Origin of the sequence: Streptomyces sp. NPDC002888, from assembly GCF_042888465.1 — a bacterium.
Classification (GTDB): domain Bacteria; phylum Actinomycetota; class Actinomycetes; order Streptomycetales; family Streptomycetaceae; genus Streptomyces.
Map to the genome: position 1 here is coordinate 190168 of NZ_JBIAPU010000012.1, position 26900 is coordinate 217067.

Genomic DNA, 26900 nt, shown 5'->3' on the forward strand with positions numbered 1-26900 from the left:
ACGCTGCTCAAGTACCGCTGGCGCTCCGGTGCGTGTGCGGTGCCCGTCCCCGCACTGCGCGACTCGGCGGTACCGAAGAGCCTAGAACGCCTATGCGCTGGTGGGGAGATCATTTGCGTCATTGCCTGCTCCAGCCGTGGCCTGAAAAACAGTCGGCTGCGGGTACCCGGTGAGGGAACCCGCAGCCGCCCTGTCTTTTACAGGTACTGCCCGGTGTTCGCCACCGTGTCGATGGAGCGTCCGGTGTCCGCGCCCTGCTTTCCGGTGATGAGGGTGCGGATGTAGACGATCCGCTCGCCCTTCTTTCCGGAGATCCGGGCCCAGTCGTCGGGGTTGGTGGTGTTCGGCAGGTCCTCATTCTCCTTGAACTCGTCCACGCAGGCCTGGAGGAGGTGGGAGACGCGCAGACCCTTCTGGTTCTTCTCGAGGAAGTCCTTGATCGCCATCTTCTTGGCACGGCCAACGATGTTCTCGATCATGGCGCCGGAATTGAAGTCCTTGAAGTAAAGGACTTCCTTGTCACCGTTGGCGTAGGTGACCTCCAGGAAGCGGTTTTCCTCGGATTCTGCGTACATGTGTTCCACAGCCGTCTGAATCATGCTCTGGACGGTCGTGGTCCTGTCGCTGCCGTGCTCGCCGAGGTCGTCCGCGTGGAGCGGAAGACGTTCGGTGAGGTACTTGCCGAAGATGTCCTTGGCCGCCTCGGCGTCCGGACGCTCGATCTTGATCTTCACGTCGAGTCGGCCGGGCCGCAGGATGGCGGGGTCGATCATGTCCTCGCGGTTGGAGGCGCCGATCACGACCACGTTCTGCAGGCCTTCCACGCCGTCGATCTCGGCGAGCAGCTGCGGGACGATCGTGTTCTCGACGTCCGAGCTGACACCCGAGCCGCGGGTGCGGAAGAGGGACTCCATCTCGTCGAAGAAGACGATGACGGGGGTGCCCTCGCTGGCCTTCTCACGAGCACGCTGGAAGACGAGGCGGATCTGCCGCTCGGTCTCGCCGACGTACTTGTTCAGGAGCTCGGGGCCCTTGATGTTGAGGAAGAAGCTCTTGCCGGCGGCCACTCCGGTCACCTCGGCGACCTTCTTGGCCAGCGAGTTGGCGACGGCCTTGGCGATGAGCGTCTTACCGCATCCGGGAGGCCCGTAGAGCAGGACGCCCTTGGGGGGACGCAGCTCGTGCTCCTTGAACAGGTCCGGGTAGAGGTACGGAAGCTCGACCGCGTCGCGGATCGCCTCGATCTGGCCGCCCAGACCGCCGATCTGCTCGTAGCCGATGTCCGGGACCTCTTCGAGGACGAGTTCCTCGACCTCGCTCTTCGGTACGACTTCGTAGACGTAGCCGGACCTGGGTTCGAGCAGGAGGGCGTCGCCGGGACGGATGGTGACGTCCAGCAGCGGCTCGGCGAGCCGCACCACCCGTTCCTCGTCGGTGTGCCCGAGCACCAGGGCGCGCTCGCCGTCCTCGAGGATCTCCTTGAGGGTGACGATGTCCCCGACGCGCTCGAATTCCATGGCGTCGACCACGTTGAGCGCTTCGTTGAGCATTACTTCCTGGCCGCGCCGGAGCTCTTCGAGCTCGACGCTGGGGCTGACGTTCACCCGGAGCTTGCGGCCCCCGGTGAAGATGTCGGCGGTGCCGTCCTCGTTCGCCGTGAGGAAGACACCGAAGCCGGCCGGCGGCTGGGCGAGCCGGTCGACTTCCTCCTTGAGGGCCACGATCTGGTCGCGGGCCTCACGGAGCGTGTTGGCGAGTCGCTCGTTCTGGGCGGACACACCGGCCAGGTTGGTCTGCAGCTCGACGATCCGCTCTTCGAGAATCCTCGTGTGTCGCGGAGAGTCGGCGAGCTTACGTCGCAGGACGGCGATCTCCTGCTCAAGATAGGCAATCTGCCCGGCCGGGTCGTCGGACCCGCGTCCCGGGCGGATGCCGCGGTTCATGTCGTCGTCGTGGGCTGCCACGGTCCTCACCTCCTCCAAGGGGAGCTGGACGCTTCCAGACCCTACCTGGGTGGGTGTCGATTGAAACCCCTAGATCACAAAGACTGTCAAGGTGTGTCGTCGGTCACCCTGCGCTCTCCCTCGTGCCGTGTGAATACCCACTCAACGGGATTCAGAAGCCGAGTGTTCCAACGCCGGAGGGGTCAAAGTCTTCGAAGGGAGCGCGAGTTGTCCGACAGGCCCGAGCGAGGTGCCCGTCGCGCGGGTGTGCCGCGATCCGCACGGGGTGCCGGGCGGCCGGACGCGTTCTGGGCCCTTCCCGGGCGGTTACGGACGGGAGCGGGTGGGCACCCATCGCACACACTCCGAGAGGGGCCGGAGGTAGGGTCGAGGCGTTCCGTAACCGCTCAGGAGACCGCAGGAGACATGACCGTGCAGCAGGAGGCAGAAGTCGGCGGCGACACGCTCGAGGTCTGGATCGACCAGGACCTGTGCACCGGCGACGGCATCTGTGCCCAGTACGCGCCGGAGGTGTTCGAGCTGGACATCGACGGGCTGGCCTATGTGAAGGGTGCGGACGAGGAGCTGCTGCAGGACAAGGGGGCCACGACGCGCGTGCCGCTGCCGCTGCTGACCGATGTCGTGGACTCGGTGAAGGAGTGTCCCGGCGAGTGCATCCATGTGCGTCGTGTCGTGGACCAGGTCGAGGTGTACGGCCCGGACGCCGAGTGAGCGTCCGGACACGTTGCATCACCGGGCCCGCGCGCGGCGCTCAGACGCTGTGCGCCCCCGCCGGCGTGGAGCGTACGAACGCGCCGTTCTTCCACTGCCACTTCGCGCTGTCCTTCACGTCGGGGCAGCAACTGGGCACGTCGGCCGTGGAGTAGCCGAGGAGTGAGGCGAGGACGGCTCCGCCGCGCACGGCGACAGTGGTGACGGTCTGACGGTCCTTGGGGTCGACGAGGGTGGCCACCACCCGCGGACGCGCGGCGTCCTCGGCCTGGGTGAGGACGTAGACGCCGTCGGGCGGGGTTCCCATGGGTGCGTCGCAGTGGACGACCGCCACCGTTTCGGGGCGGCCGTCGCCGTCGAGGTCCCCGGTGGCCTTCTTCTGCACGAGGGCCTTGACCGGCCCGCAGTCGAGCGGGAAGTCGACGCCGGTGGCCGACGGGGGCGCGGCCGCGGCGGGAGCGGTCTTCGCTTCGGTGCCGGAGGCCTGGGCGGCCGTCGCCGAGCCCGGCTGGAGGAGTGAGGAGAGGGCCACGACACCGGCGAGTGCCGTCGCGGTGGCGAGCCAGTGGATCGGGCGGGTGTGCGTGTGTGCCAGTTCCGGGACGGCGGGTTGCTGCACTAGGAGCGTCTCCTGTGAAGGGCTGTGCCGGTGGGGTGGCCAGCATGGTGCCACACGTCACAGTGCGAGGGAACGGCGGGGGCGAGGTCGGGGCCGTTCTGGAGCAGACACGGGCGCGGGGGGCATCAGATCCGGCGTCAACAAAAAGACGCCGTGGTCGAGTTCCCGTTGTGTTCCGGGAACTCCACCACGGCGTGATGACGTTGACTGCGGCACAGGGCCGCCACGGCGGCCCGCGCCGCAAGGTCGGGGCCGCAGGGCCGGCTCAGCGGCCGGCGCCTCCGTCGGCGTTGGGGCCGCTGTAGTCCTCGCCGTAGGCGCCCTTGGCGGGGCGGCGGCGGCGCATGGGCGGTTCGACGCCGTCGGCGAGGCGACGGGCGGTCAGGAGGAAGCCGGTGTGGCCGATCATCCGGTGGTCCGGGCGGACAGCCAGGCCCTCGATGTGCCAGTTGCGGATCATCGACTCCCACGCGGTCGGCTCGTTGAAGCCGCCGATCTCGCGGATGGACTCGACGGTCCGGGCGAGCTGGGTGGTGGTGGCGACGTAGCAGCACAGGATGCCACCGGGCACGAGCGCCTTGGAGACGGCCTCCAGGCACTCCCAGGGGGCGAGCATGTCGAGGATGACCCGGTCGACTTCGGTGTCGCTCAGGTTGTCCTGGAGGTCGCCGACGGTGAGCTGCCAGGCGGGGTGCGGGCCGCCGAAGTAGCGCTCCACGTTCTGCTGGGCGATTTCGGCGAAGTCCTCGCGGCGCTCGTAGGAGTGCAGCATGCCCTGGTCGCCGATGGCGCGCAGCAGGAAGCTGCTGAGCGAGCCGGAGCCGACGCCGGCCTCGACGACGCGGGCGCCGGGGAAGATGTCGGCGAAGGCGAGGATCTGCCCCGCGTCCTTGGGGTAGACGACGGCTGCCCCGCGGGGCATGGACAGGACGTAGTCGGGGAGCAGGGGGCGCAGCGCGAGGTAGGCGACGTTCCCGGTGGTGCGGACGACGCTGCCCTCGGGAGCACCGATCAGTTCGTCGTGCGGGAAGGAACCCTTGTGGGTGTGGAAGTTCTTCCCGGCCTCGAGCGTGAACGTGTAGTGGCGGCCCTTGGGGTCGGTCAGCTGTACCTGGTCCCCGACCTTGAAGGGCCCGCGCCTGCGGGCGGCACCGGTCGGTTCGGACATGTGAACAGCCTACCGGGGTTTACGGGGGCCGCCGACCACGGGGACGGGCGGTCCTAGGACGGCCTGGCCATCGCTTTGACGAAGGCGCGCTCGACGTCGGCCGCGGACAGCACGCCGTAGATCTCGCCGGTCTCCTCGACCACCAGGTACTCGGTGGCGGGTGTGGCGCGCAGGGCGTCCAGGAGATCCTCGCCGGAGAGCTCCGCGGAGACACGCATGCCGTCCGTGAGGTCGTGGGCGAGGCTGCTGACGGGGACCCAGGGGCGGCGGTGTTCGGGTACGCCGACGATGGCGGCCTCGCGGACGAGGGAGACGGGTTCGCCGTGGGCATCGACGACGACCAGGGCGCGGGCTCCGGCGTCGTTGGCGCGGCGCAGGGCCTCGGAGAGGGGGGTGTCGGTCTCTACGGGGACCGCGCGGCGGGTGAGGGTGCGGGCGCGCAGGTCGGGGAGGTGTTCGCGCAGGCGGGCCATGCGCAGGCTGTTGCCGGCGCCGGTCCAGATGATCGCGGCGAGGATGGCGGCGAGCAGGGCGTCCATGACCGTGTCCATGCCGACGCTGTCCTCGGCGGCGGAGCCGAGGGCTCCGGACTGGGTCAGCAGCGGCAGTCCGATCAGGACGGAGACGGCGAGGGCGCGGCCGACCCAGGCGGCGGCGATGGTGCCGGCCATGGGCTTGCCGGTGATCTTCCAGACGACGGCGCGGAGCATGCGGCCGCCGTCGAGGGGGAGGCCGGGCAGGAGGTTGAAGGCGGCCACGATGAGGTTGGAGATCATCAGGCCGGCCAGCAGGACGCCGGGGACGGTGCCGGGCTCCACGGGCTGCATGGCGAGGTAGAAGAGGCCGGAGAGGACGAGGGAGAGCAGCGGGCCGACGAAGGCGAGCACGAACTCGCGGCCGGGGGTCTCGGCCTCCTTCTCGATCTCGGAGACGCCGCCGAAGAACTGGAGCTGGATGCGGCGGACGGGGAGCTTGAAGCGGAGGGCGGCGACCGTGTGGGCCAGCTCGTGGACGAGGACGGAGGCGTAGAAGGCGATCGCGAAGAAGAGGGAGACGAGGTAGCGCAGGGCGCCGAGTTCGGGCAGGACGCGGTCGAGTTGGCCGCCGAAGACCCAGGTGATCAGGATCGCGACGAGGAACCAGCTGGGCGCGACGTACACGGGGACCCCGAACGGCCGCCCCATCAGCAGCCCGCCGCGCGTGCTCTCCGGGGGCCGCGGGGGGCGCCTCTTGCTGCCGGAGTGCGCGTGGGGGTGGCCGGGGTGGGTGTCGGCGTGGTGCCCGGCGGGGCTTCCGGGCTGACCGGCGGTCGCACCGGGCACGGCCTCGGTCTCCGAGGGCTCGGCGGGGGTGTTCTTCTCGTGTGCGGGGTCCTCGGGCTCGTCGGGTGCCGTGCTCGCCGAGGGGGTACGGTGCTCGGTCGCGTCCGGTGTGGGTGCCGCACCGTAGCTGTGTTCCTCGGCGGCTTCGCCCGGGCTCTCCGTGGCGTCGGCCGCCGTGCCCTCGGGCTGTGCTGCCGCGCCCTCCGCCGGTCCGTTCACGGCGTCGGGGGTGGTCGAACCGTGGGGGTCCGCACCGTTGGATTCCGAGGGCGTGGTGTCGTCGTGCGGGGCCGGGTCGGGGCGTGTGGGGTCGGCGGCCCGGGCCGTGGGCCCTGCCTGCTGCTCGGCCGCCTCGTCGTTGCCCGGGCGCGGCTGCCCGCTCCCGCCGCTTTCCACCACGGTGTCCCCTCGTTCGCAGCGTGTTCCGCGCCTGCCGGGCGGAAGGTCTCTGGTCGATGGTATGCGGCCGTGGCGGCGCGTTCCGCCCCGGCACCCCCTGTGTTTCCCGTGCGGTCGTGGGTGTCACGGCCCGCGTCTGGGTCACTGTCAGTGGCGGGCCGTATGGTCTGTGGTCATGGAGACCAGCACCGAGGGCGTCGACCCGTCCCCCAGCGAAGGTGTCGTACCGGACCAGGCACAGGCCGTGGCGCCGAAGGCCGTCGCCAAAGCACCCGCCTCCCTCTCGCCCTCGCGTGCCAGTGACTTCATGCAGTGTCCCCTGCTGTACAGATTCCGGGTGATCGACCGGCTGCCGGAGAAGCCGAGTGAGGCGGCGACCAGGGGCACCCTGGTGCACGCGGTCCTCGAGCGGCTCTTCGACGCCCCGGCGGCCGAGCGCACGGCGCCGCGCGCCAAGTCGCTGATCCCAGGTCAGTGGGACCGGTTGCGGGAGAGCCGGCCGGAGGTGGTGGAGCTGTTCGCCGACGATCCGGAGGGCGAGCGGCTGGCGCGCTGGCTGGGCGAGGCGGAGCTGCTCGTGGAGCGCTGGTTCACCCTTGAGGACCCCACGCGGCTGGAGCCCGCCGAGCGGGAGCTGTTCATCGAGGCCGAGCTGGAGTCCGGGCTGACGCTGCGCGGGATCATCGACCGCGTCGACGTGGCACCCACCGGTGAGGTGCGGATCGTCGACTACAAGACGGGCAAGGCGCCGAGGCCGCAGTACGCGGAGGGCGCCCTGTTCCAGATGAAGTTCTACGCCCTCGTCGTCTGGCGGCTGAAGCAGGTGGTCCCGCGCCGGCTCCAGCTCGTCTATCTCGGCAGTGGTGATGTGCTGACGTACGACCCGGTCATCGCCGACCTGGAGCGGGTGGAGCGCAAACTGCTCGCGCTGTGGGAGGCGATTCGGCTGGCCACGGAGACAGGTGAATGGCGGCCGCGGCCCACGAAGCTGTGCGGCTGGTGCGACCACCAGGCGCACTGCCCGGAGTTCGGCGGCACTCCCCCGCCGTATCCGCTGCCCCTGCAGGTGAGGGCGGCCGAGTCCGGCGAGGTGACGCAGGGCAGAATGGGGCCGGACTAGCGAAGGAGACTTACGTGGCCATCCGCGTCCTACTGGTCGACGACCAACCGCTGCTGCGTACGGGCTTCCGGATGATCCTGGAGGCCGAGCAGGACATCGCGGTGGTGGGCGAGGCCGGAGACGGCCTTCAGGCACTCGACCAGGTGCGGGCCCTTCAGCCCGATGTGGTTCTGATGGACATCCGCATGCCGCGGATGGACGGTGTGGAGGCGACCCGGCAGATCACCGGGCCGGGGCGGGACGGCCCGGCGAAGGTGCTGGTGCTGACGACGTTCGACCTCGACGAGTACGTGGTGGAGGCGCTGCGCGCCGGCGCCAGCGGCTTCCTGCTGAAGGACGCGCCTGCCAACGAGCTGGTGCAGGCGATCCGGGTGGTGGCCGCCGGTGAGGCGCTGCTCGCGCCGAGCATCACGAGGCGGCTGCTCGACAAGTACGCCACGCATCTACCCTCGGGCGACGAGCCGGTGCCGGACACCCTGCACACGCTGACCGACCGTGAGGTGGAGGTGCTGAAGCTGGTGGCGCGCGGGTTGTCGAACGCGGAGATCGCCGCCGACCTGTTCGTCAGTGAGACGACCGTCAAGACGCACGTGGGTCACGTCCTGACCAAGCTGGGGCTGCGCGACCGGGTGCAGGCCGCGGTGTACGCGTACGAGAGCGGTCTGGTGCGCCCCGGGGCGCAGTAGCGGACGTTCGGCCGGCCTACGGCTGTTGGACATGCGTAGGGCGCCCCCTCCATCACAGGGGGCGCCCTACGTGTGTCCATCGATCCGTCGTCGATCCGTCGTGGATCAGGCGCGGATCAGTCGTCGCTCTTGCTGAGTTCCCAGAACCGGAAGACGGTCGAGGCGTCGAGGCAGTACTGCAGGCCGTAGACGTTGTCGCGGACGACCGCGTACTGCTTGGCCTGCCAGACCGGCAGGACGGGCAGCTGGTCGGCGACGATGTCCTGGAGCCGGCCGAAGTCCCCGTCGGTGTTGGCGCGTTCGCTCTGGGCGGCGGTGCGGGGGATGAGGGTGTCGGTGATGGTGCTGTTGGCGTAGTTGTTGCTCAGCACGTTGCCCTCGCCGAAGAAGGGGGCGGTGAAGTTGTCGGCGTCGGGGTAGTCGGGCACCCAGCCCTTGACGTACACGCCGTACTTGCCGGCCTCGATGTCCTTCTCGTACTGGCCGTAGGCGACGGACTTCACGTCGGCGTCGAACAGGCCGCTGGCGTTGAGCTGGCCGGCTATGGCCTTGAGTTCCTGGTCGGTGGCGGGGCCGTAGCGGGAGGGGGTCGACCAGAGGGTGAGCTTGACCTTGCCGTTGACGCCCTCGTCCTTGAGCGCGGCGGCGGCCTTGGCCTTGGAGGGGCTGGCGCCGTAGCGGTCGAAGAAGGCGGTGTTGTGGCCGGCGATACCGGCCGGGATGATCGAGTACAGCGGGGTCGCGGTGCCCTGGTAGACGTTCTTGATGAGGGCGTCGCGGTCGATCAGGTATGCGATGGCTTTGCGGACGCCGAGCTTGCCGGCGACCGGGTGGTCCACGTTGAAGACCAGGTGCTGGACCTCGGCGCTGGTGCCTTCGACGGCCTCGACGCCCGAGTCGGGGTCGCCCTCCTGGATGTCGGTGACGTCGCCCGCGGTGAGACCGCGGTAGGCGATGTCGACCTTGTCGTCGAGGAGGGCCTGCTTCAGGGCGGACTGGTCGCCGTGGAAGAACTTCAGCGTGACGCCGGAGTTCTTCACCTCGGCGGTTCCCTTGTAGTTCTCGTTGACCGAGAAGACGGCCTCGTCGTCGCCGAAGGAGTCCAGCTTGTACGGGCCGGAGCCGACGGCATCGCCGTCCTTGCGCAGCCCGTCGGCGTCGTACTGCCCGTGGTCGACGATGGAGCCGGCGCCGGAGGCGAGCTTGCTGGGGAAGGTGGCGTCGGGGACCTTCAGCTTGAAGACGACCGTCTTGTCGTCCGGCGTCTCGACCTCGTCGAGCATGGGGAACATGATCGCCGGGCCGGCCTCGTCGTTGATCTTCAGCATGCGGTCGAACGAGAACTTCACGTCCTCGGACGTGAGGGAGTCACCGTTGCTGAACTTCAGCCCGTCCTTCAGCGTGCACGAGTACTCCTTGGTCTCGGTGTCCGTGAAGGAGCACTCCTCGGCGGCCTCCGGCTGCGGCTCGGTGCCTCCGTTGGGGAAGCTGAGGAGCGACTGGAAGACGTTGTTGAACAACAGCCAGGAGCCGGGGTCGTACCCGGAGGCGGGGTCGGTGGCCAGGACGTCGTCCGACATCCCCATCACCACCGTGGAGCCGTTGCCCCCGTTGTCGCCGCTGTTCGTGCCGCATCCGGCCAACAGGCCGGAGGCCAGCCCTGCCGTGATCGGCAGGACCAGCCACTGGTTGCGCATCTTCACTTGGGTGTGCCTTGTCGTCGGGTTCTCGTCACCCCGGGGTCGTGGTCATGGGCCCCGGGCACTATCGGGAGTGTCAGCCGCTCACACCGCGGCCGAGCTCCCACAGCTGAAGTGTGGAGGCGGAGTTGAGCGCGTACGCCGTGCCCGTGATGTCGTCGCGGGCGGCGACGTACTGCTTGCCCTGCCACAGGGGCAGTACGGGAACGTCCTGGGCGACGGCGTCCTGAATTTCCGTCAGGGTGCCGGCGGCGGCGAGGCGGTCGGCCTCGCGGCGGGACTCCGGAATCAGGGTGTTGATGATCCGGCTGTCCGTGTACGGCGACTTGAGGAAGTTGTCCTTGTCGAGGAAGGGGGCGAGGAAGTTGTCGGCGTCGGGGAAGTCGGGGAACCAACCCATGCCGTACACCGCGTACTCGCCCTTGCGCTCCGCCGGGACGTAGGTGTCCCAGGGGGTGCCCTTGATGGTGACGTCGAAGAGGCCGCTGTCGTTGAGCTGCTTCTGCAGGATCTGGAACTCCTGCTTGGTGGCCGGGCCGTAGTGGTCGGTCGTGTAGTTCAGCGTCAGCTTCACCGGGGTGGTGACGCCGGCCTTCTGCAGCAGCGACCCGGCCTTGGCGGCGCTGGGGTCGCCGTACTTGTTGAAGAACGAGTTGGAGTGGCCGGTGACGGAGGCCGGGACCAGCGAGTACAGCGGCTCGGCCTGGGTGCCGTACACCTGGGAGACCAGTTCGCTGCGGTTGACGACCTGGGCCATGGCCTGGCGGACGGCCTTGGTCTTCACGGCAGGGGCGTCGGTGTTGAAGCCCAGGTAGCGGATCTCGAGGCCGTCCAGCTCGACCATGTCGACGTCGCCGGAGTTGTTGGTCAGCTTCTTGATCTGCTCCGGCGACATGGTGCGGGACATGACGTCGATGTCACCCTTTTCCAGGGCGGCGCCCATGGCGTCGGCATCGGCGTAGGAGACCATGTCGACCTCGTCGTTGTTCACCTTCAGCGTCCCCTTGTAGTCGGGGTTCTTGGTGAACACCCCCTTGACCATCTCGTCGTCCTTGGTCTCGGCCTTGAGGGTGTACGGGCCGGAACCGTCCACGGCGAAGCCGTCGCGCAGCTTGCCCTTGTCGTAGTCGTCGGGGTTGACGATGCCGGCGACCGGGGTGGACAGCTTGAACGGGAAGGTGGCGTCCGCGGTCTTCAGGTGGAAGATGACGTCGCGGTCGCCCTTGGTCTCGACGGTGTCGATGGTGGACAGCAGCGCGAACACGCCGGAGTCGGCCTTGATGGCGCGGGCGCGGTCGATGGAGAACTTCACGTCCTCGGCGGTGACGGCGTCTCCGTTGGAGAACTTCAGGTTCGGGCGCAGCTTGCACTCGTAGCGCTCGTTGCCGCTGTCGGTGAAGACGCAGCTCTCGGCGGCCTCCGGGACCGGGTCGCCCTCGCCCTTGGGCTGGATCATCAGGGTCTGCACGGTCTGGCGCAGGATGTTCCAGGTGCCGACGTCGTAGGCGTAGGCGGGGTCGAGGGGGGCGGGGACGTCCTTGGTGGCGATGAACCGGTCCGTGGTGCCCACCATGATGGCGTCGCCGCCGCCACTCCCGCTGTCGGACCCTCCGCAGGCGGCGAGCACGGGCGCGATCAGGCCGACGACGGCCGGCAGCACCAGGGTCTTGCGGTTCATGCTCGAGTTTCTCCAGAGTCGAATCCGTGTACCCGGCATGCATGGGTGGTGCGGCGGATCACGGGGGTGGGGCGATGTTCTCGCGACGAGATTAGTCCGCACCTGCACGAGGGCCCGCAGTCAGCGGAGTTGAGCGCCCATCACACAGCGAAACCGGGCGTGGACGCACCGAAAACCCGACAGGGGAAGGATTCGTGCACGCTCCCACCAATCGGGACACAAGGGCGCGTCAGGTCCCCCCGAACGGGGGTGCAAAGCACATGCACAACCTCGTGTCGACCCCCTACGAAGTGACGAAGGTCACACTCTCAAAAGAGGTCACCCCGCCTGGAATTCGATCGCCCCAGGGCCGTTAATTCCCCTGGTCGGATGCGCGTCGAATTCCCAGGCTATCGCCTCCGCACGCTGGGTGAACACCCGGCGCATTTCTGTCATCAGAGGGACAACAACCCGCGCAGAAATGTCAGGTCGACCTCTTCCAGCGAGGTCACGACGGTGCGTCGGGCGGCCGGTGCGATGGGCGCGACCGACGGCACGGCCACGACATGGCAGCCCGCCGCCTCCGCCGAGGCGACACCGGTCGCGGTGTCCTCGACCACCGCGCATCTCGCCGGATCCACACCGAGCCCGGAGGCGGCGAACAGGTAGGGGTCGGGGTGCGGCTTGGTGCGGGGCACCTCGTCACCGGCCACGCTCAGGGCGAAGTACTGGGGGCCGAGCGAGGTCAGGACGCGGTCGATGATGCGCCGGTGCGAGGCCGAGACCAGGGCCGTGGGGATCTCGTACGCGGCGAGCTCGGCCAGCAGCCGGGCGGCTCCGGGCATCAGCGGCAGGGCCCGTGCGATGCGCTTCTCGAAGCCCTGGTTCAGCAGGACCGTGAGCTCGCCGAGGGTGATGTCGGCGCCGGTGGCCTCGATGAGGAAACCCGCGCTGCGGGTCATGGGGCCGCCGACCACGACATGACGCCAGGACTCGTCCAGGGCGTGCCCCAGACCGGCGAAGATCTCGCACTCGACGTCCCACCAGAAGCCCTCGGTGTCCACGAGGGTGCCGTCCATGTCCAGGAGCACGGCCTGAAGCGCGGAGCCTTCGGCCGTACGGGTTCCGAGTGCGGGGACCGTACTGGTCATCCACGTACCTCCTTGGGGGACGAGCAGGCCGGTTCCCGCGCGGGAAACCGGCCTGCAGTGGACCGACCAGTGTACGACTTATCGGATCAGCGTGCTCTGTGAGACGCGCTGCACCGGGCGGGGCGCCACACCACTCCCCGGTGTCACCGTGCGTTGAAGTACTTCGCCTCCGGGTGGTGGATCACGATGGCGTCGGTGGACTGCTCGGGGTGGAGCTGGAACTCCTCCGACAGGTGGACGCCGATCCGCTCGGGCTGGAGGAGTTCGGCGATCTTGGCGCGGTCCTCCAGGTTCGGGCAGGCGCCATAGCCCAGGGAGAAGCGGGCGCCGCGGTACTTCAGCTCGAACATGCCCTCGATCTCCGTCGGGTCCTCGCCCGCGAAGCCGAGCTCCGAACGGACCCTCGCGTGCCAGTACTCGGCGAGGGCCTCCGCCAGCTGCACGGACAGGCCGTGCAGCTCGAGGTAGTCGCGGTAGGAGTTCGACTCGAAGAGGCGGGCGGTCTCCTCGCCGATGCGCGAGCCGACGGTGACGACCTGGAGGCCGACGACGTCCGTCTCCCCCGACTCCTCCGGGCGGAAGAAGTCGGCGAGGCAGAGACGGCGGCCGCGGCGCTGGCGCGGGAAGGTGAACCGGGTGCGCTCGTTGCCGCGTTCGTCCAGGAGGATCAGGTCGTCGTCCTTGGACACGCAGGGGAAGTAGCCGTGGACCACGGCGGCCTCGAGGAGGTTCTCGGTCTGGAGCCTGTCCAGCAGGCCGCGCAGCCGGGGCCGGCCTTCGCTCTCGACCAGTTCCTCGTACGACGGCCCCTCGCCGGTGCGGGTCTGCTTCAGGCCCCACTGGCCCTTGAACAGGGCGCCCTCGTCGAGCCAGCTCGCGTATTCCTTGAGCGGGATGCCCTTGACGACGCGGGTGCCCCAGAACGGCGGGGTGGGCAGCGGATTGTCGGTGGCGACGTCGGACCGGACGTGCCCCTCGTCCGGCCGCTCCTCGACCTCCACGGCGGCCGCACGGACCCGGCGCTGCTTCAGCTCCGGCAGCTTCGCGCCCGGCACGCCCCGCTTGACACCGATCAGGGCGTCCATGAGGCGCAGGCCCTCGAAGGCGTCGCGGGCGTAGCGGACCTCGCCCTCGTAGATCTCGTGCAGGTCCTGCTCGACGTAGGCCCGGGTCAGGGCCGCGCCGCCGAGGATGACGGGGAAGTTCGCCGCCAGGCCGCGCTGGTTCAGCTCCTCCAGGTTCTCCTTCATGATCACCGTGGACTTGACCAGGAGTCCCGACATGCCGATGACGTCGGCGCGGTGCTCCTCGGCGGCGTCCAGGATCGCGGAGACCGGCTGCTTGATGCCCAGGTTGACGACGTTGTAGCCGTTGTTGGACAGGATGATGTCGACGAGGTTCTTGCCGATGTCGTGGACGTCGCCGCGGACGGTGGCCAGGACGATGGTGCCCTTGCCGGCCTCGTCGCCCTCGACCTTCTCCATGTGCGGTTCGAGGTGGGCGACCGCGGTCTTCATCACCTCGGCGGACTGCAGGACGAACGGCAGCTGCATCTGGCCGGAGCCGAACAGCTCACCGACGACCTTCATGCCGTCCAGCAGGGTCTCGTTGACGATGTCGAGGGCGGAGCGTTCCCGCAGCGCCTCGTCGAGGTCGGCCTCCAGGCCGTTGCGCTCGCCGTCGATGATGCGGCGCTTGAGGCGCTCGTCCAGCGGCAGCGCGGCCAGTTCCTCGGCCTTGCCGGCCTTCAGGGACTTGGCGGTGGCGCCCTCGAAGAGCTGCATGAGCTTCTGGAGGGGGTCGTACCCCTCGGACCTGCGGTCGTGGATCAGGTCGAGGGCCGTGCGGACCTCTTCCTCGCTGAAGCGGGCGATCGGGAGGATCTTCGACGCGTGGACGATCGCCGAGTCCAGGCCCGCCTTGACGCACTCGTCGAGGAAGACGGAGTTGAGCAGGATGCGGGCGGCCGGGTTGAGGCCGAAGGAGATGTTCGACAGGCCCAGGGTGGTCTGCACGTCCGGGTGGCGCCGCTTGAGCTCGCGGATCGCCTCGATGGTGGAGATGCCGTCCCCGCGGGACTCCTCCTGGCCGGTGCAGATGGTGAAGGTCAGGCAGTCGATGAGGATGTCCGACTCGTGGATGCCCCAGTTGCCGGTAAGGTCGTCGATGAGCCGTTCGGCGATCTCGACCTTCTTCTCGGCCGTGCGGGCCTGGCCCTCCTCGTCGATGGTCAGCGCGATCAGCGCGGCGCCGTGCTCCTGGGCCAGTCGGGTGACCTTCGCGAACCGTGACTCGGGGCCGTCGCCGTCCTCGTAGTTCACGGAGTTGATCACCGCGCGGCCGCCGAGCTTCTCCAGACCCGCCTGGATGACGTCGACCTCGGTGGAGTCCAGGACGACCGGCAGGGTGGAGGCGGTGGCGAGGCGGCCGGCCAGTTCCTCCATGTCGGCGACGCCGTTACGGCCGACGTAGTCCACGCAGAGGTCCAGCATGTGGGCGCCCTCGCGGATCTGCTCGCGGGCGATCTCCACGCAGTCGTCCCAGCGGGCCTCCAGCATGGCCTCGCGGAACTTCTTCGAGCCGTTGGCGTTGGTGCGCTCGCCGATGGCCAGGTACGACGTGTCCTGACGGAAGGACACCGACTGGTAGAGGGAGGCCGCGCCGGGCTCGGGCCGGGGGTTGCGCTCGACGGGCGTGAGGTCGCGGACCCGGTCGACGACCTGGCGCAGGTGCTCGGGGGTCGTACCGCAGCAGCCGCCGATGAGGGACAGGCCGTAGTCGCGGACGAAGTTCTCCTGCGCGTCCGCCAGGCCCTCGGCGTCGAGCGGGAAGTGGGCGCCGTCCTTGGTGAGGATGGGCAGGCCCGCGTTCGGCATGCACAGCAGCGGGATGCGGGAGTGGCGCGTGAGATAGCGCAGGTGCTCGCTCATCTCGGCCGGGCCGGTGGAACAGTTCAGGCCGATCATGTCGATGCCGAGCGGCTCGAGCGCGGTGAGCGCGGCGCCGATCTCGGAGCCGAGCAGCATGGTGCCGGTGGTCTCGAACGCCATCGAGACCAGCAGGGGCACCTGGGTGCCGGTCGCCTCCAGCGCGCGGCGGGCGCCCAGGACGGAGGCCTTGGTCTGGAGCAGGTCCTGGGTGGTCTCGACGATCAGGGCGTCGGCGCCGCCGGCGAGCAGACCCTCGGCGTTGGCCTGGAAGCCGTCGCGGATCGTGCCGTACGGGACGTGACCGAGGGTGGGCAGCTTGGTGCCGGGGCCGATGGAGCCGAGGACCCAGCGCTGCCGTCCGTCGCGGGCGCCGTACGCGTCCGCGGTCTCGCGGGCGATACGCGCACCGGACTCGGACAGTTCGAACACGCGGTCGGCGATGTCGTACTCGGCCATGGCCGCGTGGTTGGCGCCGAAGGTATTGGTCTCGACGCAGTCCACACCGGCGTCGAAGTACGCCTCGTGGACGGAGCGGACGATGTCCGGGCGGGTGACGTTCAGGATCTCGTTGCAGCCCTCGAGGTTCTCGAAGTCCTCGAGGGTGGGCTCCTGCTCCTGGAGCATGGTGCCCATCGCTCCATCGGCTACGACCACACGGGTGGCCAGCGCCTCGCGGAGCGCGGACACGCGGGCCCGGCTGTCGGCGGAAGGGGTCGGCGGCACTGAGGCCATGAAGGGGCTCCCTTTGATGCGACGGCTGTCGGCTTTGCGCGTTCCCCCGACGAGCCCGCACAGAGCTCACCCGAGGAGGGCGCACGCCGCCAGGGTAGCCGGGACGGTGGGCTTATGGTCGGGGCGTCCACGGGACGGACGAGGCTGGCGGCCGGGCCACGTCCGGGGTCAGGCTCGGGCCACCCCCTGGGGTCAGGCTCGGGCCACCGCCGGATCGCTTCCGGAAGACGCGTGGTGGAACACGTATTGACCGACCATTAGCGGGAGGTCGGCATGGACCGGTAGTGTTCGACATTGCCGAACGACGGCAGCGCTGTCGCGCTGTGGGCAGTGAAAGCGGTCGATGGGGACGGAGGCAGGACGGCGATGGCACGGAACATCCAGTCGCTCGAACGGGCGGCCGCGATGCTGCGGCTGCTCGCGGGCGGTGAGCGGCGACTCGGCCTCTCGGACATCGCCTCGTCGCTGGGACTGGCCAAGGGCACCGCCCACGGCATTCTTCGCACCCTGCAGCAGGAGGGCTTCGTCGAGCAGGACGACGCCTCCGGGCGCTACCAGCTGGGTGCGGAGCTGCTGCGCCTGGGCACCACCTATCTCGACGTCCACGAGTTGCGGGCACGGGCCCTGGTGTGGACGGACGACCTGGCCCGCTCCAGCGGGGAGAGCGTCCATCTGGGTGTGCTGCACCAGCAGGGCGTGCTGGTCGTGCACCACGTCTTCCGCCCCGACGACAGCCGGCAGGTCCTGGAGATCGGGGCCATGCAGCCGCTGCACTCCACCGCCCTGGGCAAGGTGCTGTCGGCCTACGACCCCGTCGCGCACAGCGAGGCCCTGGAGGCCGACCGCAAACCCTTCACGGACCGCACGGTGTGCGAGCCGGAGGCGTTCGAGCAGCTCCTCGACATCACGCGCGCGCGTGGGTACGCCGCCGACGTCGAGGAGACCTGGGAGGGCGTCGCCTCCATCGCCGCCCCCATCCACGACCGACGCCGCATGCCGGTCGGCGCGGTCGACATCACCGGCGCGGTCGAACGCATCTGCCGGGACGGGGAGCTCCGCCCCGAGCTCATCGCAGCGGTCCGCGACTGCGCCCGCGCGGTCTCCCGCGACCTCGGCGCCGGACGGTTCTGAGGCAGCGCGCAGCAGCACACCAGCAGGCCGGGACGCCGTCATGGCGTACCCGGCCTCAGTCGTCGGCGCCGCTTCGCCCTCCGGAGACCCGGCTCGCCGCCCGGCGCTCCTGCCTGGGGAGATCGATAACCCACGGGCGATCAGTAACGATCAGGTTTTCGATAACAGAACTCTTGACGCACGTGTGACGCCGGGACAAGACTCCCGTCCATCGGTCGGCATTGTCGAACACCTACCGGCAATACGCGCTAGAGTGTGACAACGCCAAGGACCGACATCGCTCTCACCCCCGAGGGCGCGGAACCCCCGGTGGGACCCGGGGTTCGGCTTCCCCTGGACGAAGGACAAAGGAGTCGCGGGTGTCCAGCTCCGACATCTTCATCGGCGAGACCATCGGTACCGCCATACTCATCCTGCTCGGCGGCGGCGTCTGCGCCGCCGTCACGCTGAAGGCCTCCAAGGCCCGCAACGCCGGCTGGCTCGCCATCACCTTCGGGTGGGGCTTCGCAGTGCTCACGGCGGTCTACACCTCGGCGCCGCTGTCCGGCGCCCACCTCAACCCGGCCGTGACCGTCGCGCTCGCCATCAAGGACAGTGACTGGAGCAACGTTCCGACGTACTTCGCGGGACAGCTGCTCGGCGCCATGATCGGTGCGGCCCTGGTCTGGGTCGCCTACTACGGCCAGTTCCACGCGCACCTCACCGACAAGGAGATCGTCGGCGGCCCGGGTGCGCAGGCCACGGCGGCCAAGGCCGTCGAGGCCCAGGAGAAGGGCGCCGGCCCGGTCCTGGGCATCTTCTCCACCGGCCCGGAGATCCGGGTCGTCTGGCAGAACCTCGCCACGGAGATCATCGGCACGATCGTGCTGGTGCTCGCCATCCTCACGCAGGGCCTCAACGACAAGGGCAACGGCCTGGGCACCCTGGGCGCCCTGGTCACCGCACTCGTCGTCGTCTCGATCGGTCTGTCCCTCGGTGGCCCGACCGGCTACGCGATCAACCCGGCCCGTGACCTCGGTCCGCGTATCGTGCACGCGCTCCTGCCCCTGCCCAACAAGGGCGGCTCCGACTGGGGCTACGCCTGGATCCCGGTGGTCGGTCCGCTGATCGGCGGCGCGATCGCTGCAGGCATCTACAACGTCGCATTCGCTTAAAAGGGCCCCGGGCTCGTCGTCCGCCGAGCCCGGCTCAGGGAACTTCACAGCACGCGCCGTACGTAAAGCCCCATAACCACGGATTTCAGGAGCTCACAGTGACCGACGCCCACACCGCCGGCCCCTTCATCGCAGCCATCGACCAGGGCACCACCTCCTCCCGCTGCATCGTCTTCGACCGCGACGGCCGCATCGTCTCCGTCGACCAGAAGGAGCACGAGCAGATCTTCCCGAAGCCGGGCTGGGTGGAGCACAACGCCAACGAGATCTGGACGAACGTCCAGGAGGTCGTGGCCGGTGCCATCGCCAAGGCCGGCATCACCCGCGACGACATCAAGGCCATCGGCATCACCAACCAGCGCGAGACCACGCTGCTCTGGGACAAGAACACCGGTGAGCCCGTCCACAACGCCATCGTCTGGCAGGACACCCGCACCGACGCCCTGTGCAAGGAGCTCGGCCGCAACGTCGGCCAGGACCGCTTCCGCCGCGAGACCGGCCTGCCGCTGGCCTCGTACTTCGCAGGGCCCAAGGCCCGCTGGCTGCTCGACAACGTCGAGGGCCTGCGCGAGCGCGCCGAGGCGGGCGACATCCTCTTCGGCACCATGGACACCTGGGTCATCTGGAACCTGACGGGCGGTGTCAACGGCGGCAAGCACTACACCGACGTCACCAACGCCTCCCGCACCATGCTGATGAACCTGCACACGCTGGAGTGGGACGAGAAGATCGCCGAGTCCATCGGCGTCCCGCTGTCGATGCTCCCGGAGATCCGCTCCTCCGCCGAGGTGTACGGCGAGATCACCGGCGGCAAGCTCGGTGACCTGCTCGGCGGCATCCCGGTCGCCTCCGCGCTCGGCGACCAGCAGGCGGCCCTGTTCGGCCAGACCTGTTTCGCCGAGGGCGAGGCCAAGTCCACGTACGGCACCGGCACGTTCATGCTGATGAACACCGGCGAGAAGATCATCAACTCCTACAGCGGCCTGCTGACCACCGTGGGCTACCGGATCGGCGACGAGACGCCGGTCTACGCCCTGGAGGGCTCGATCGCCGTCACCGGTTCGCTGGTGCAGTGGATGCGCGACCAGATGGGCCTGATCTCCACCGCCGCCGAGATCGAGACGCTGGCGCTCTCGGTCGAGGACAACGGCGGCGCCTACTTCGTGCCGGCCTTCTCCGGCCTGTTCGCCCCGTACTGGCGCTCCGACGCCCGCGGTGTGATCGCCGGCCTCACCCGGTACGTCACCAAGGCGCACCTCGCGCGCGCCGTCCTGGAGGCCACGGCCTGGCAGACCCGTGAGATCACCGACGCCATGACGAAGGACTCCGGCGTCGAGCTCTCCGCGCTCAAGGTCGACGGCGGCATGACCTCCAACAACCTGCTGATGCAGACCCTCTCGGACTTCCTGGACGCACCCGTGGTGCGCCCGATGGTCGCCGAGACGACCTGCCTCGGTGCCGCCTACGCCGCCGGTCTCGCCGTCGGCTTCTGGACCAGCACCGACGACCTGCGCGCCAACTGGCGCCGGGCCGCCGAGTGGACACCCCGCATGGACGCGGACACCCGCGACCGTGAGTACAAGAGCTGGCTCAAGGCCGTCGAGCGGACCATGGGCTGGCTCGAGGACGAGGAGTAAGAAACCGCATGACCAGTCAGTCCACCCTGCAGTCCGTGCCTGCCCTGGGGACCCACCCGGCGTCCGGCTCCAACCCGAGCCGCGCCGAGACCCGGGAGCAGCTTTCCAGGGCGTCGTACGACCTTCTCGTGATCGGCGGCGGCATCCTGGGCATCTCCACCGCCTGGCACGCCGCGCAGTCCGGCCTCAGGGTGGCCCTGGTCGACGCCGGCGACTTCGCCGGTGCCACCTCCTCCGCCTCCTCCAAGCTGCTCCACGGCGGTCTGCGCTACCTGCAGACCGGCGCGGTGAAGCTGGTGGCGGAGAACCACTTCGAGCGCCGTGCGGTCTCCCGCCAGGTGGCCCCCCACCTGGCGAACCCGCTCACGTTCTACCTCCCCGTGTACAAGGGCGGGCCGCACGGCGCGGCGAAGCTCGGGGCGGGCGTCTTCGCCTACTCCGCGCTGTCGGCGTTCGGTGACGGTGTCGGACACCTGCTCTCGCCGGCCAAGGCGGCGCAGGACGTGCCGGAGCTGCGCACCGACAACCTCAAGGCCGTGGCCGTCTACGGCGACGACCAGATGAACGACGCCCGTATGGCGCTGATGACGGTCCGCGCGGCGGTCGACGCGGGCGCGGTGGTCCTCAACCACGCCGAGGTGAGCGGTCTGCGCTTCACCAACGGCCGGGTGACGGGCGCCGACCTCAAGGACCGCACGTCCGGCGACGAGTTCGGCGTGAACGCCCGTCTCGTCCTGAACGCGACCGGCCCGTGGGTCGACCACCTGCGCCGGATGGAGGACCCGAACGCGGCGCCGTCGATCCGGCTGTCGAAGGGCGCGCACCTGGTCCTGAAGCGGACGTCCCCGTGGCGGGCCGCCCTCGCCACCCCCATCGACAAGTACCGCATCACCTTCGCCCTCCCCTGGGAGGACATGCTGCTGCTCGGCACGACCGACGAGGAGTACGAGGGCGACCCGGCGGACGTCGCGGTCACCGAGAAGGACACGGCCCAGATACTCGACGAGGCCGCGTTCTCCATCCGCGACCAGCAGCTCGACCGTGACCTGATCACATACGCCTTCGCGGGGCTGCGGGTGCTTCCGGGCGGGCCCGGCAACACGGCGAAGGCCAAGCGCGAAACGGTGGTCACGGAGGGCCGCGGCGGCATGCTGTCCGTCGCGGGCGGCAAGTGGACGACCTTCCGGCACATCGGCCGCACGGTGATGCAGAAGCTGGAGTCGCTGCCGGGCCACCCGCTGGGCGACGACTTCGAGCCGATCTCCTCGCTGCCGAAGAAGCTGCCGCTGCCGGGTGTCGCCAACCCGCGCGCGGTCGCCCACCGGCTGCTGGTCGACGGCCCGGCGCCCGGCCCGCGCATGGCGGCCGACACCGCCAGGCACCTGGCCACGCATTACGGTTCGCTGGCCTTCGACATCGCCCGCCTCGCCAACGACAACCCGGAGCTGGGCGAGCGCGTCCACCCCGACGCTCCCGAGATCTGGGCCCAGGTCGTCTACGCCCGGGACAACGAGTGGGCCGAGACGCCGGACGACGTGCTGCGCCGCCGTACGACGCTGACGATCCGGGGCCTGGCCACGGACGAGGTCCGCTCGAAGGTCCAGGACCTGCTCGACAAGAAGTAGACCTCGGCGTCGGCCCTCTCCCCCGACCAGGGCCGACACCACCGAGGAACGGCCCCCTCCGCACCGGGGCCGGGCCCACGAAGGGGGCGGCTCCCGCCGACGGAGCCGCCCCTTTCGCATGCGGTCGTTGTCAGTGGCGGGTGCTTCCATGGACGCATGAACATCGATCGGGCCGCCCTCGAGGATCTCGCCGCCTTGCGGGCGGCGTTCACCGTGGACGACGGCGGCGCCTCCGCCCTGGGCTGGGAGACGGTGCGTGCCTTCGAGGCGGAACACGGGGTCGTGCTGCCGGAGCCGTACCGGACGTTCGTGGCGGAGATGTCGGACGGCTCGTTCCGGGGACCGCCGTCATACGGCCTCGTGGGTCTGACCGAACTGCCCTCCGACTGGAATGACGACGGGGAGGAGCGCGACCTGGCAAAGCCGTTCCCGCTCACGCAGTCGTGGCTGTGGGAGGAGGACGACGGGCCGTACGACGACCCCGAGACCGTCATCGACCAGGTACTCAACCACGGTTCGATCGTGCTGGGGACGGACGGGTGCGCCATGAACTGGCACCTCGTCGTCACCGGCCCCCAGCGGGGACAGATCTGGCACGTGACCGACGTGGGCGCCATGCCGTTCGGCGCGGAGTTCGGGTTCACGACCGCCGCGCGCGGCTTCGCCGGCTGGGTCGCCCACTGGGCGGCCGGCAAGGAGTGGTTCGACGTGACATGACACCGTGATCGCGGGCCGGCCGAGGACGGCAGGACTCAGCGAGGCTCGCGGGCCTCGGCGAGGGGGCGGTGATCGCGGGTCTGGAGGCACTTCTGGGGCCTGCCCGCATAATGGCGCCTAGACGTCCGATGTCTGGGCGAGGAATGACAGGGAGGCCGGTCATGGCAGTCACCGACGAGGCGATCGAGAAGATCAAGGGCATGATCGTCTCCGGCGCGCTGCGCCCCGGCGACCGCCTGCCCAAGGAGAGCGAGCTCGCCGCCGAGCTCGGCCTGTCCCGCAACTCGCTGCGGGAGGCGGTGCGGGCGCTGTCGCTGATCCGGATCCTGGACGTGCGCCAGGGCGACGGCACGTACGTCACCAGCCTCGACCCGCAGTTGCTGCTGGAGGCGCTGAGCTTCGTCGTGGACTTCCACCGCGACGACACGGTTCTGGAGTTCCTGGCCGTGCGCCGCATCCTGGAGCCCGCGGCGACGGCGATGGCGGCCTCCCGTATCAGCGAGCAGCAGCTGGACGCGCTCACCGCCCAGCTGGACAAGCTCGGCACGACCCCGTCGGTGGAGGAACTCGTCGCCTGCGACCTGGAGTTCCACCGGGGCATCGTGCAGAGCGCCGGCAACTCGGTGCTGTGCTCGCTGCTCGACGGCCTGTCCGGGCCGACCACCCGGGCCCGGATCTGGCGCGGGCTGACGCAGGAGGACGCGGTCACCGGCACCCTGCGCGAGCACCGCGCGATCCTGGCGGCCCTGCGCGACCGGGACGCGGAGGCGGCGCGCTCGTGGGCGACCGTGCACATCGCGAGCGTGGAGCAGTGGCTGCGCTCGACGCTGTGAGGGCCCCCTGGTGGTGCCGGGGCCGGAAGTGCCGGAACGGGCTCGCGGCAGCGGGGGTGTTCGGGGGTGCCGATCGGGGCAGTGATCCGAGCACCGCCCCGTGCAAGGGGGCTGCGGGCGCCCCCGCCGCACGCCGTAAGGTTGGGTGGTCAAGCGAGGGCACGTCGGAAGGAGGCGCTGGGTGATCGAGCTCGAGGGGGTTCCCGAGCTGATCGACCCGGTCATGGTGGCCGCGTTCGAGGGCTGGAACGATGCCGGCGACGCCGCCTCCACCGCGGTCGCGCATCTGGAGAGGGAGTGGAAGGGCGAGGTGTTCGCGGCGCTGGACGCCGAGGACTACTACGACTTCCAGGTGAACCGCCCCACGGTGTTCATGGACGCGGGCGTGCGCAAGATCACATGGCCGACGACGAGGTTGTCGGTGGTGCGGGTCGGCGGCGAGAAGCCGCGTGACCTGGTGCTCGTGCGCGGTATCGAACCGTCCATGCGCTGGCGCTCGTTCTGCAACGAGCTCCTCGGCTTCGCGCACGAACTCGGTGTGGAGCTGGTGGTGGTCCTGGGCGCCCTGCTCGGCGACACCCCGCACACACGTCCGGTTCCGATCAGCGGGACCACGTCCGACTCGGACCTGGCACAGCGGATGGACCTGGAGGAGACCAAGTACGAGGGCCCCACGGGCATCGTCGGCGTCCTTCAGGAGGCGTGCACGCACGCGGGTGTGCCGGCGGTGTCCCTGTGGGCCGCGGTTCCCCACTACGTGTCGCAGCCGCCGAACCCGAAGGCGACGCTGGCCCTCCTCAACCGCCTGGAGGACCTGATCGACGTACGCATCCCGCTGGGCGAGCTGCCCGAGGACGCGCGCGCCTGGCAGGTGGGCGTGGACCAGCTGGCCGCCGAGGACAGCGAGGTCGCCGAGTACGTCCAGACGCTGGAGGAGGCACGGGACACCGCGGAGCTGCCGGAGGCGTCGGGCGAGGCGATCGCCCGCGAGTTCGAGCGCTATCTGCGGCGCCGGGACGGCGGCAGCCCCGGCGGACACGCCACGGCGGACGGCGGCGAGGGCACGCCGTACAAGCGGGACAGCCCCGGGGAGCGCACCCGGCCTCCGAAGCCACCGAAGCCCAGTGCGGACGACGAGGATTCGTCGGAGGAGTGAGCTCGCAGGAGTGAGGGCGGTGCACCTGAGGTGCACCGCCCTCTTCCGTACGGGGGTCAGACCTGTCGTACGGCCACCGCGTCGTACTCGGTGTCCGGCTGGGGCTGCTCGACGTCGAAGCGCGCGTTGGGCAGGTAGATGCGGTTGCCCCAGGCCGCGGCCGTCGTCGGGATGCGGAAGCGGGGGTCGGTGATGCGGGCGATCGCGGTGCCCCGGGTGCCGGACGCGTTCAGCCGGAACACGTCGATCGCGTTCTGCGCCTGCTGAACGGCGTAGAGGGTACGGCCGAGCAGGAGCAGGCCGTCGCCGGCGGGGAGGCGGGCCGTGCCGAGGTCGACGGCGCGGGCGGCCCCGGTGCGCGGGTCGACACGCATCAGACCTCCGCCGTCGGCGACGGTGTCGACCACGAGCAGCGCGCTCCCGTCGGGCGTGCGCTCGATGCCGTTGGCGGCGAAGTCGTCGCCCTGCACCCAGTCGCCGCTCAACGGCACGCTCTCCACGCCCTGGGGCGCACCGTGCCGGCCCAGCACGAGCTTGTACAGCCGCGCCTGGTAGGAGTCCGTGAACCAGGCGGCTCCCGGCGTGAGGACGACGTCGTTCACGAACGTGGCGCCTACGGCGTAGACCTTCTCGACCTCTCCCGTCCGGGCGTCGGCCGTGCGCAGTTCGCCGCTGTCACCGCCGGCGAGGAAGAGCCTGCCGTAGGGGTCGGCCTTCAGGCCCACGGTGGGGTGCCCCGCGCCGAGGCCCGTGCTCAGCACGGTGCCGCGGCCGGTGGCGAGGCTCGCCCGGTAGAGGTCGCCGTGGGCGAGCGAGCCGAAGTAGGCGTACGGCCGGGAGCCGATGGCGATGCCCTCGGGCTGCCAGCCGTTCGGCAGCGGGAAGGCGTCCGGCCACGCCGTTTCCTCGGCCGCGTGGGCAGTGCCGCCGAGGAGCGCCGCTCCGCAGAGTGCGGCGGTCGCGGTGAGGAGTCTGCGTCGTGCGAAGGAACGGTGCGCGGGTGCCACTGTGCGTCCTTCCGCGTGAGGTCGGCCCGGAACCGACCGACGGGTCAACAGTCGCCCCACCCCATCACAGGACCGCCCTCGCCACAGGATCACTTCCGGGCGCATCGCACACATGAACGAGGGGCGGTTCCCTCCGAGAGGAAACCGCCCCTGTCGTACGTGGCCGTACGTGGCGTCCGTGCTTACAGGGCCACGCCCAGCAGGGCGTCCACGGCCCGGGAGACGACGCCCGGGGCGCCGATGTCGGTGCCGCCCTGTTCGTGCTGGAGGGCGGCCCAGCGGTCCACGGCGGCGAGGGCGGTCGGGGCGTCGAGGTCGTCGGCGAGGGCCTCGCGGATCTCCTCGACCAGCGCTTCGGCGGGCGGCCCGTCGGGCCGGGAGACCGCCGCGCGCCACCGTGCGAGCCGTGCCACCGCGTCCTGGAGCACCTGGTCGGTCCACTCCCAGTCGGAGCGGTAGTGGTGCGCGAGGAGCGCGAGCCGGATGGCGGCGGGGTCGACGCCGTCGCGCCGCAGCTGGGACACGAAGACGAGATTGCCCTTGGACTTGGACATCTTCTCGCCGTCGAGGGCGACCATGCCCGCGTGGACGTACGCCTTGGCCATGGGGAACTCGCCGGTCAGTGCCTGGGCGTGGGAGGCGCCCATCTCGTGGTGCGGGAAGGCGAGGTCGGAGCCGCCGCCCTGGATGTCGAAGCCCATGCCCAGGTGGTCGAGGGCGATGGCGACGCACTCGATGTGCCAGCCGGGGCGGCCGCGGCCCAGCGAGCCGCCGTCCCAGCTGGGCTCGCCCTCGCGGGCGGCCATCCACAGCATGGGGTCGAGCGGGTTCTTCTTGCCGGGGCGGTCGGGGTCTCCGCCGCGCTCGGCGGACAGCAGCCGCATGGCGGCGGCGTCCAGGCGCGAGACCTTGCCGAAGTTCGGGTCGGACTCGACGGAGAAGTAGGTGTCGCCTTCGAGTTCGTAGGCTGCGCCGACGTCGCGCAGTCGTTCGACGAGCGGGACGATGCCGGGTATCGCCTCGACCGCGCCTATGTACTCCTTCGGCGGGAGCACGCGCAGGGCGATCATGTCCTCGCGGAAGAGGGCCGTCTCCTTCTCGGCGAGGGCGACCCAGTCGACGCCGTCGCGCTGCGCGCGCTCGAGCAGCGGGTCGTCGACGTCGGTGACGTTCTGGACGTAGTGAACCTGCCGCTTGGTGTCGAGCCACACGCGCTGCACGAGGTCGAACGCGTTGTACGTCGCCGCGTGTCCGATGTGGGTGGCGTCGTACGGGGTGATGCCGCAGACGTAGATTCGGGCGACGGGACCGGGGTCGAGGGTGACCGAACCGCCGGTCGCGGTGTCGTGGATCCTCAGGTCGCGGCCCTGACCGGGCAGGGCGGGGACCTCGGAAGCGGGCCAGGCATGCATGTCATGAGCCTAACCGGAGGGAACTTCCGCATACGAACCGGAGCGGTCCGTATGGCCGGTTAGGCGGTC

20 protein-coding genes are annotated in these 26900 nt (G+C 69.9%); 10 read left to right on the plus strand and 10 right to left on the minus strand.

From position 1 onward, the window contains the following. Positions 1 to 197 precede the first annotated feature (197 nt). Positions 198 to 1964, minus strand: coding sequence for a proteasome ATPase (arc, locus tag ACFYWX_RS21215; protein WP_389425598.1), 1767 nt, complete (start codon positions 1962 to 1964; stop codon positions 198 to 200). A gap of 405 nt (positions 1965 to 2369) precedes the next feature. On the opposite strand from arc, the gene ACFYWX_RS21220 reads away from it, so the two are divergent. Then, on the plus strand, positions 2370 to 2675 hold the full coding sequence (locus ACFYWX_RS21220) for a ferredoxin (protein ID WP_389425599.1): 306 nt from the start codon (positions 2370 to 2372) through the stop codon (positions 2673 to 2675). A gap of 40 nt (positions 2676 to 2715) precedes the next feature. Here ACFYWX_RS21220 and ACFYWX_RS21225 read toward each other — a convergent pair whose 3' ends face one another. The 3 genes from ACFYWX_RS21225 to ACFYWX_RS21235 form a co-directional block, all read right to left on the minus strand. After that, complete coding sequence (locus ACFYWX_RS21225; protein WP_389425600.1) at positions 2716 to 3294, minus strand: hypothetical protein; 579 nt, start codon at positions 3292 to 3294, stop codon at positions 2716 to 2718. A gap of 265 nt (positions 3295 to 3559) precedes the next feature. Then, positions 3560 to 4462 (minus strand): tRNA (adenine-N1)-methyltransferase, encoded by a 903-nt coding sequence (locus tag ACFYWX_RS21230; RefSeq protein ID WP_389425601.1) that lies wholly within the window; start codon positions 4460 to 4462, stop codon positions 3560 to 3562. 53 nt (positions 4463 to 4515) lie between these two features. Next, complete coding sequence (locus ACFYWX_RS21235) at positions 4516 to 6183, minus strand: site-2 protease family protein (RefSeq protein WP_389425602.1); 1668 nt, start codon at positions 6181 to 6183, stop codon at positions 4516 to 4518. A gap of 175 nt (positions 6184 to 6358) precedes the next feature. On the opposite strand from ACFYWX_RS21235, the gene ACFYWX_RS21240 reads away from it, so the two are divergent. After that, positions 6359 to 7303: a RecB family exonuclease gene (locus ACFYWX_RS21240; protein ID WP_389425603.1), complete on the plus strand. Its 945-nt coding sequence runs from the start codon at positions 6359 to 6361 to the stop codon at positions 7301 to 7303. A gap of 14 nt (positions 7304 to 7317) precedes the next feature. After that, positions 7318 to 7989, plus strand: a complete 672-nt coding sequence (locus ACFYWX_RS21245) for a response regulator transcription factor (protein ID WP_037670515.1) — start codon at positions 7318 to 7320, stop codon at positions 7987 to 7989. A 116-nt stretch (positions 7990 to 8105) separates the two neighbouring features. On the opposite strand, the gene ACFYWX_RS21250 is transcribed toward ACFYWX_RS21245, so the two are convergent. The 4 genes from ACFYWX_RS21250 to metH form a co-directional block, all read right to left on the minus strand. Next, on the minus strand, positions 8106 to 9692 hold the full coding sequence (locus tag ACFYWX_RS21250; RefSeq protein ID WP_389425604.1) for an ABC transporter substrate-binding protein: 1587 nt from the start codon (positions 9690 to 9692) through the stop codon (positions 8106 to 8108). A gap of 73 nt (positions 9693 to 9765) precedes the next feature. Next, a complete protein-coding gene (locus ACFYWX_RS21255; RefSeq protein ID WP_389425605.1) occupies positions 9766 to 11367 on the minus strand; it encodes an ABC transporter substrate-binding protein in 1602 nt (533 codons plus the stop codon). 434 nt (positions 11368 to 11801) lie between these two features. Continuing rightward, positions 11802 to 12497 carry an HAD family hydrolase gene (locus ACFYWX_RS21260; protein WP_389425606.1) on the minus strand — a complete coding sequence of 232 codons (696 nt, stop codon included), beginning with the start codon at positions 12495 to 12497 and terminating at the stop codon, positions 11802 to 11804. A 143-nt stretch (positions 12498 to 12640) separates the two neighbouring features. Then, positions 12641 to 16159 carry a methionine synthase gene (metH, locus tag ACFYWX_RS21265; RefSeq protein ID WP_389425607.1) on the minus strand — a complete coding sequence of 1173 codons (3519 nt, stop codon included), beginning with the start codon at positions 16157 to 16159 and terminating at the stop codon, positions 12641 to 12643. A gap of 366 nt (positions 16160 to 16525) precedes the next feature. Between metH and ACFYWX_RS21270 the strand changes: the two genes are divergently transcribed. The 7 genes from ACFYWX_RS21270 (at position 16526) to ACFYWX_RS21300 (ending at position 24412) form a co-directional block, all read left to right on the plus strand. After that, the gene (locus tag ACFYWX_RS21270) at positions 16526 to 17290 is read left to right on the plus strand and encodes an IclR family transcriptional regulator (RefSeq protein WP_389425608.1); all 765 of its coding nucleotides are present in this window, start codon (positions 16526 to 16528) and stop codon (positions 17288 to 17290) included. Between the two features lie 359 nt (positions 17291 to 17649). After that, positions 17650 to 18444: an MIP/aquaporin family protein gene (locus ACFYWX_RS21275; RefSeq protein WP_389425609.1), complete on the plus strand. Its 795-nt coding sequence runs from the start codon at positions 17650 to 17652 to the stop codon at positions 18442 to 18444. A gap of 98 nt (positions 18445 to 18542) precedes the next feature. Next, entirely contained in the window at positions 18543 to 20081 is a 1539-nt protein-coding gene (gene glpK, locus ACFYWX_RS21280; RefSeq protein ID WP_389425610.1) for a glycerol kinase GlpK, read from the plus strand. 8 nt (positions 20082 to 20089) lie between these two features. Continuing rightward, positions 20090 to 21706 carry an FAD-dependent oxidoreductase gene (locus ACFYWX_RS21285; RefSeq protein WP_389425611.1) on the plus strand — a complete coding sequence of 539 codons (1617 nt, stop codon included), beginning with the start codon at positions 20090 to 20092 and terminating at the stop codon, positions 21704 to 21706. Positions 21707 to 21862: 156 nt separating this feature from the next. After that, on the plus strand, positions 21863 to 22423 hold the full coding sequence (locus ACFYWX_RS21290) for an SMI1/KNR4 family protein (RefSeq protein ID WP_389425612.1): 561 nt from the start codon (positions 21863 to 21865) through the stop codon (positions 22421 to 22423). A gap of 161 nt (positions 22424 to 22584) precedes the next feature. Next, positions 22585 to 23256 (plus strand): FadR/GntR family transcriptional regulator, encoded by a 672-nt coding sequence (locus ACFYWX_RS21295; RefSeq protein ID WP_389425613.1) that lies wholly within the window; start codon positions 22585 to 22587, stop codon positions 23254 to 23256. A 181-nt stretch (positions 23257 to 23437) separates the two neighbouring features. Beyond that, positions 23438 to 24412, plus strand: coding sequence for a PAC2 family protein (locus ACFYWX_RS21300; RefSeq protein ID WP_389425614.1), 975 nt, complete (start codon positions 23438 to 23440; stop codon positions 24410 to 24412). A 56-nt stretch (positions 24413 to 24468) separates the two neighbouring features. Here ACFYWX_RS21300 and ACFYWX_RS21305 read toward each other — a convergent pair whose 3' ends face one another. Beyond that, entirely contained in the window at positions 24469 to 25419 is a 951-nt protein-coding gene (locus tag ACFYWX_RS21305; RefSeq protein ID WP_389425615.1) for an SMP-30/gluconolactonase/LRE family protein, read from the minus strand. A gap of 182 nt (positions 25420 to 25601) precedes the next feature. Then, entirely contained in the window at positions 25602 to 26831 is a 1230-nt protein-coding gene (gene mshC, locus ACFYWX_RS21310) for a cysteine--1-D-myo-inosityl 2-amino-2-deoxy-alpha-D-glucopyranoside ligase (protein ID WP_389425616.1), read from the minus strand. Between the last annotated feature and the right edge of the window lie 69 nt (positions 26832 to 26900).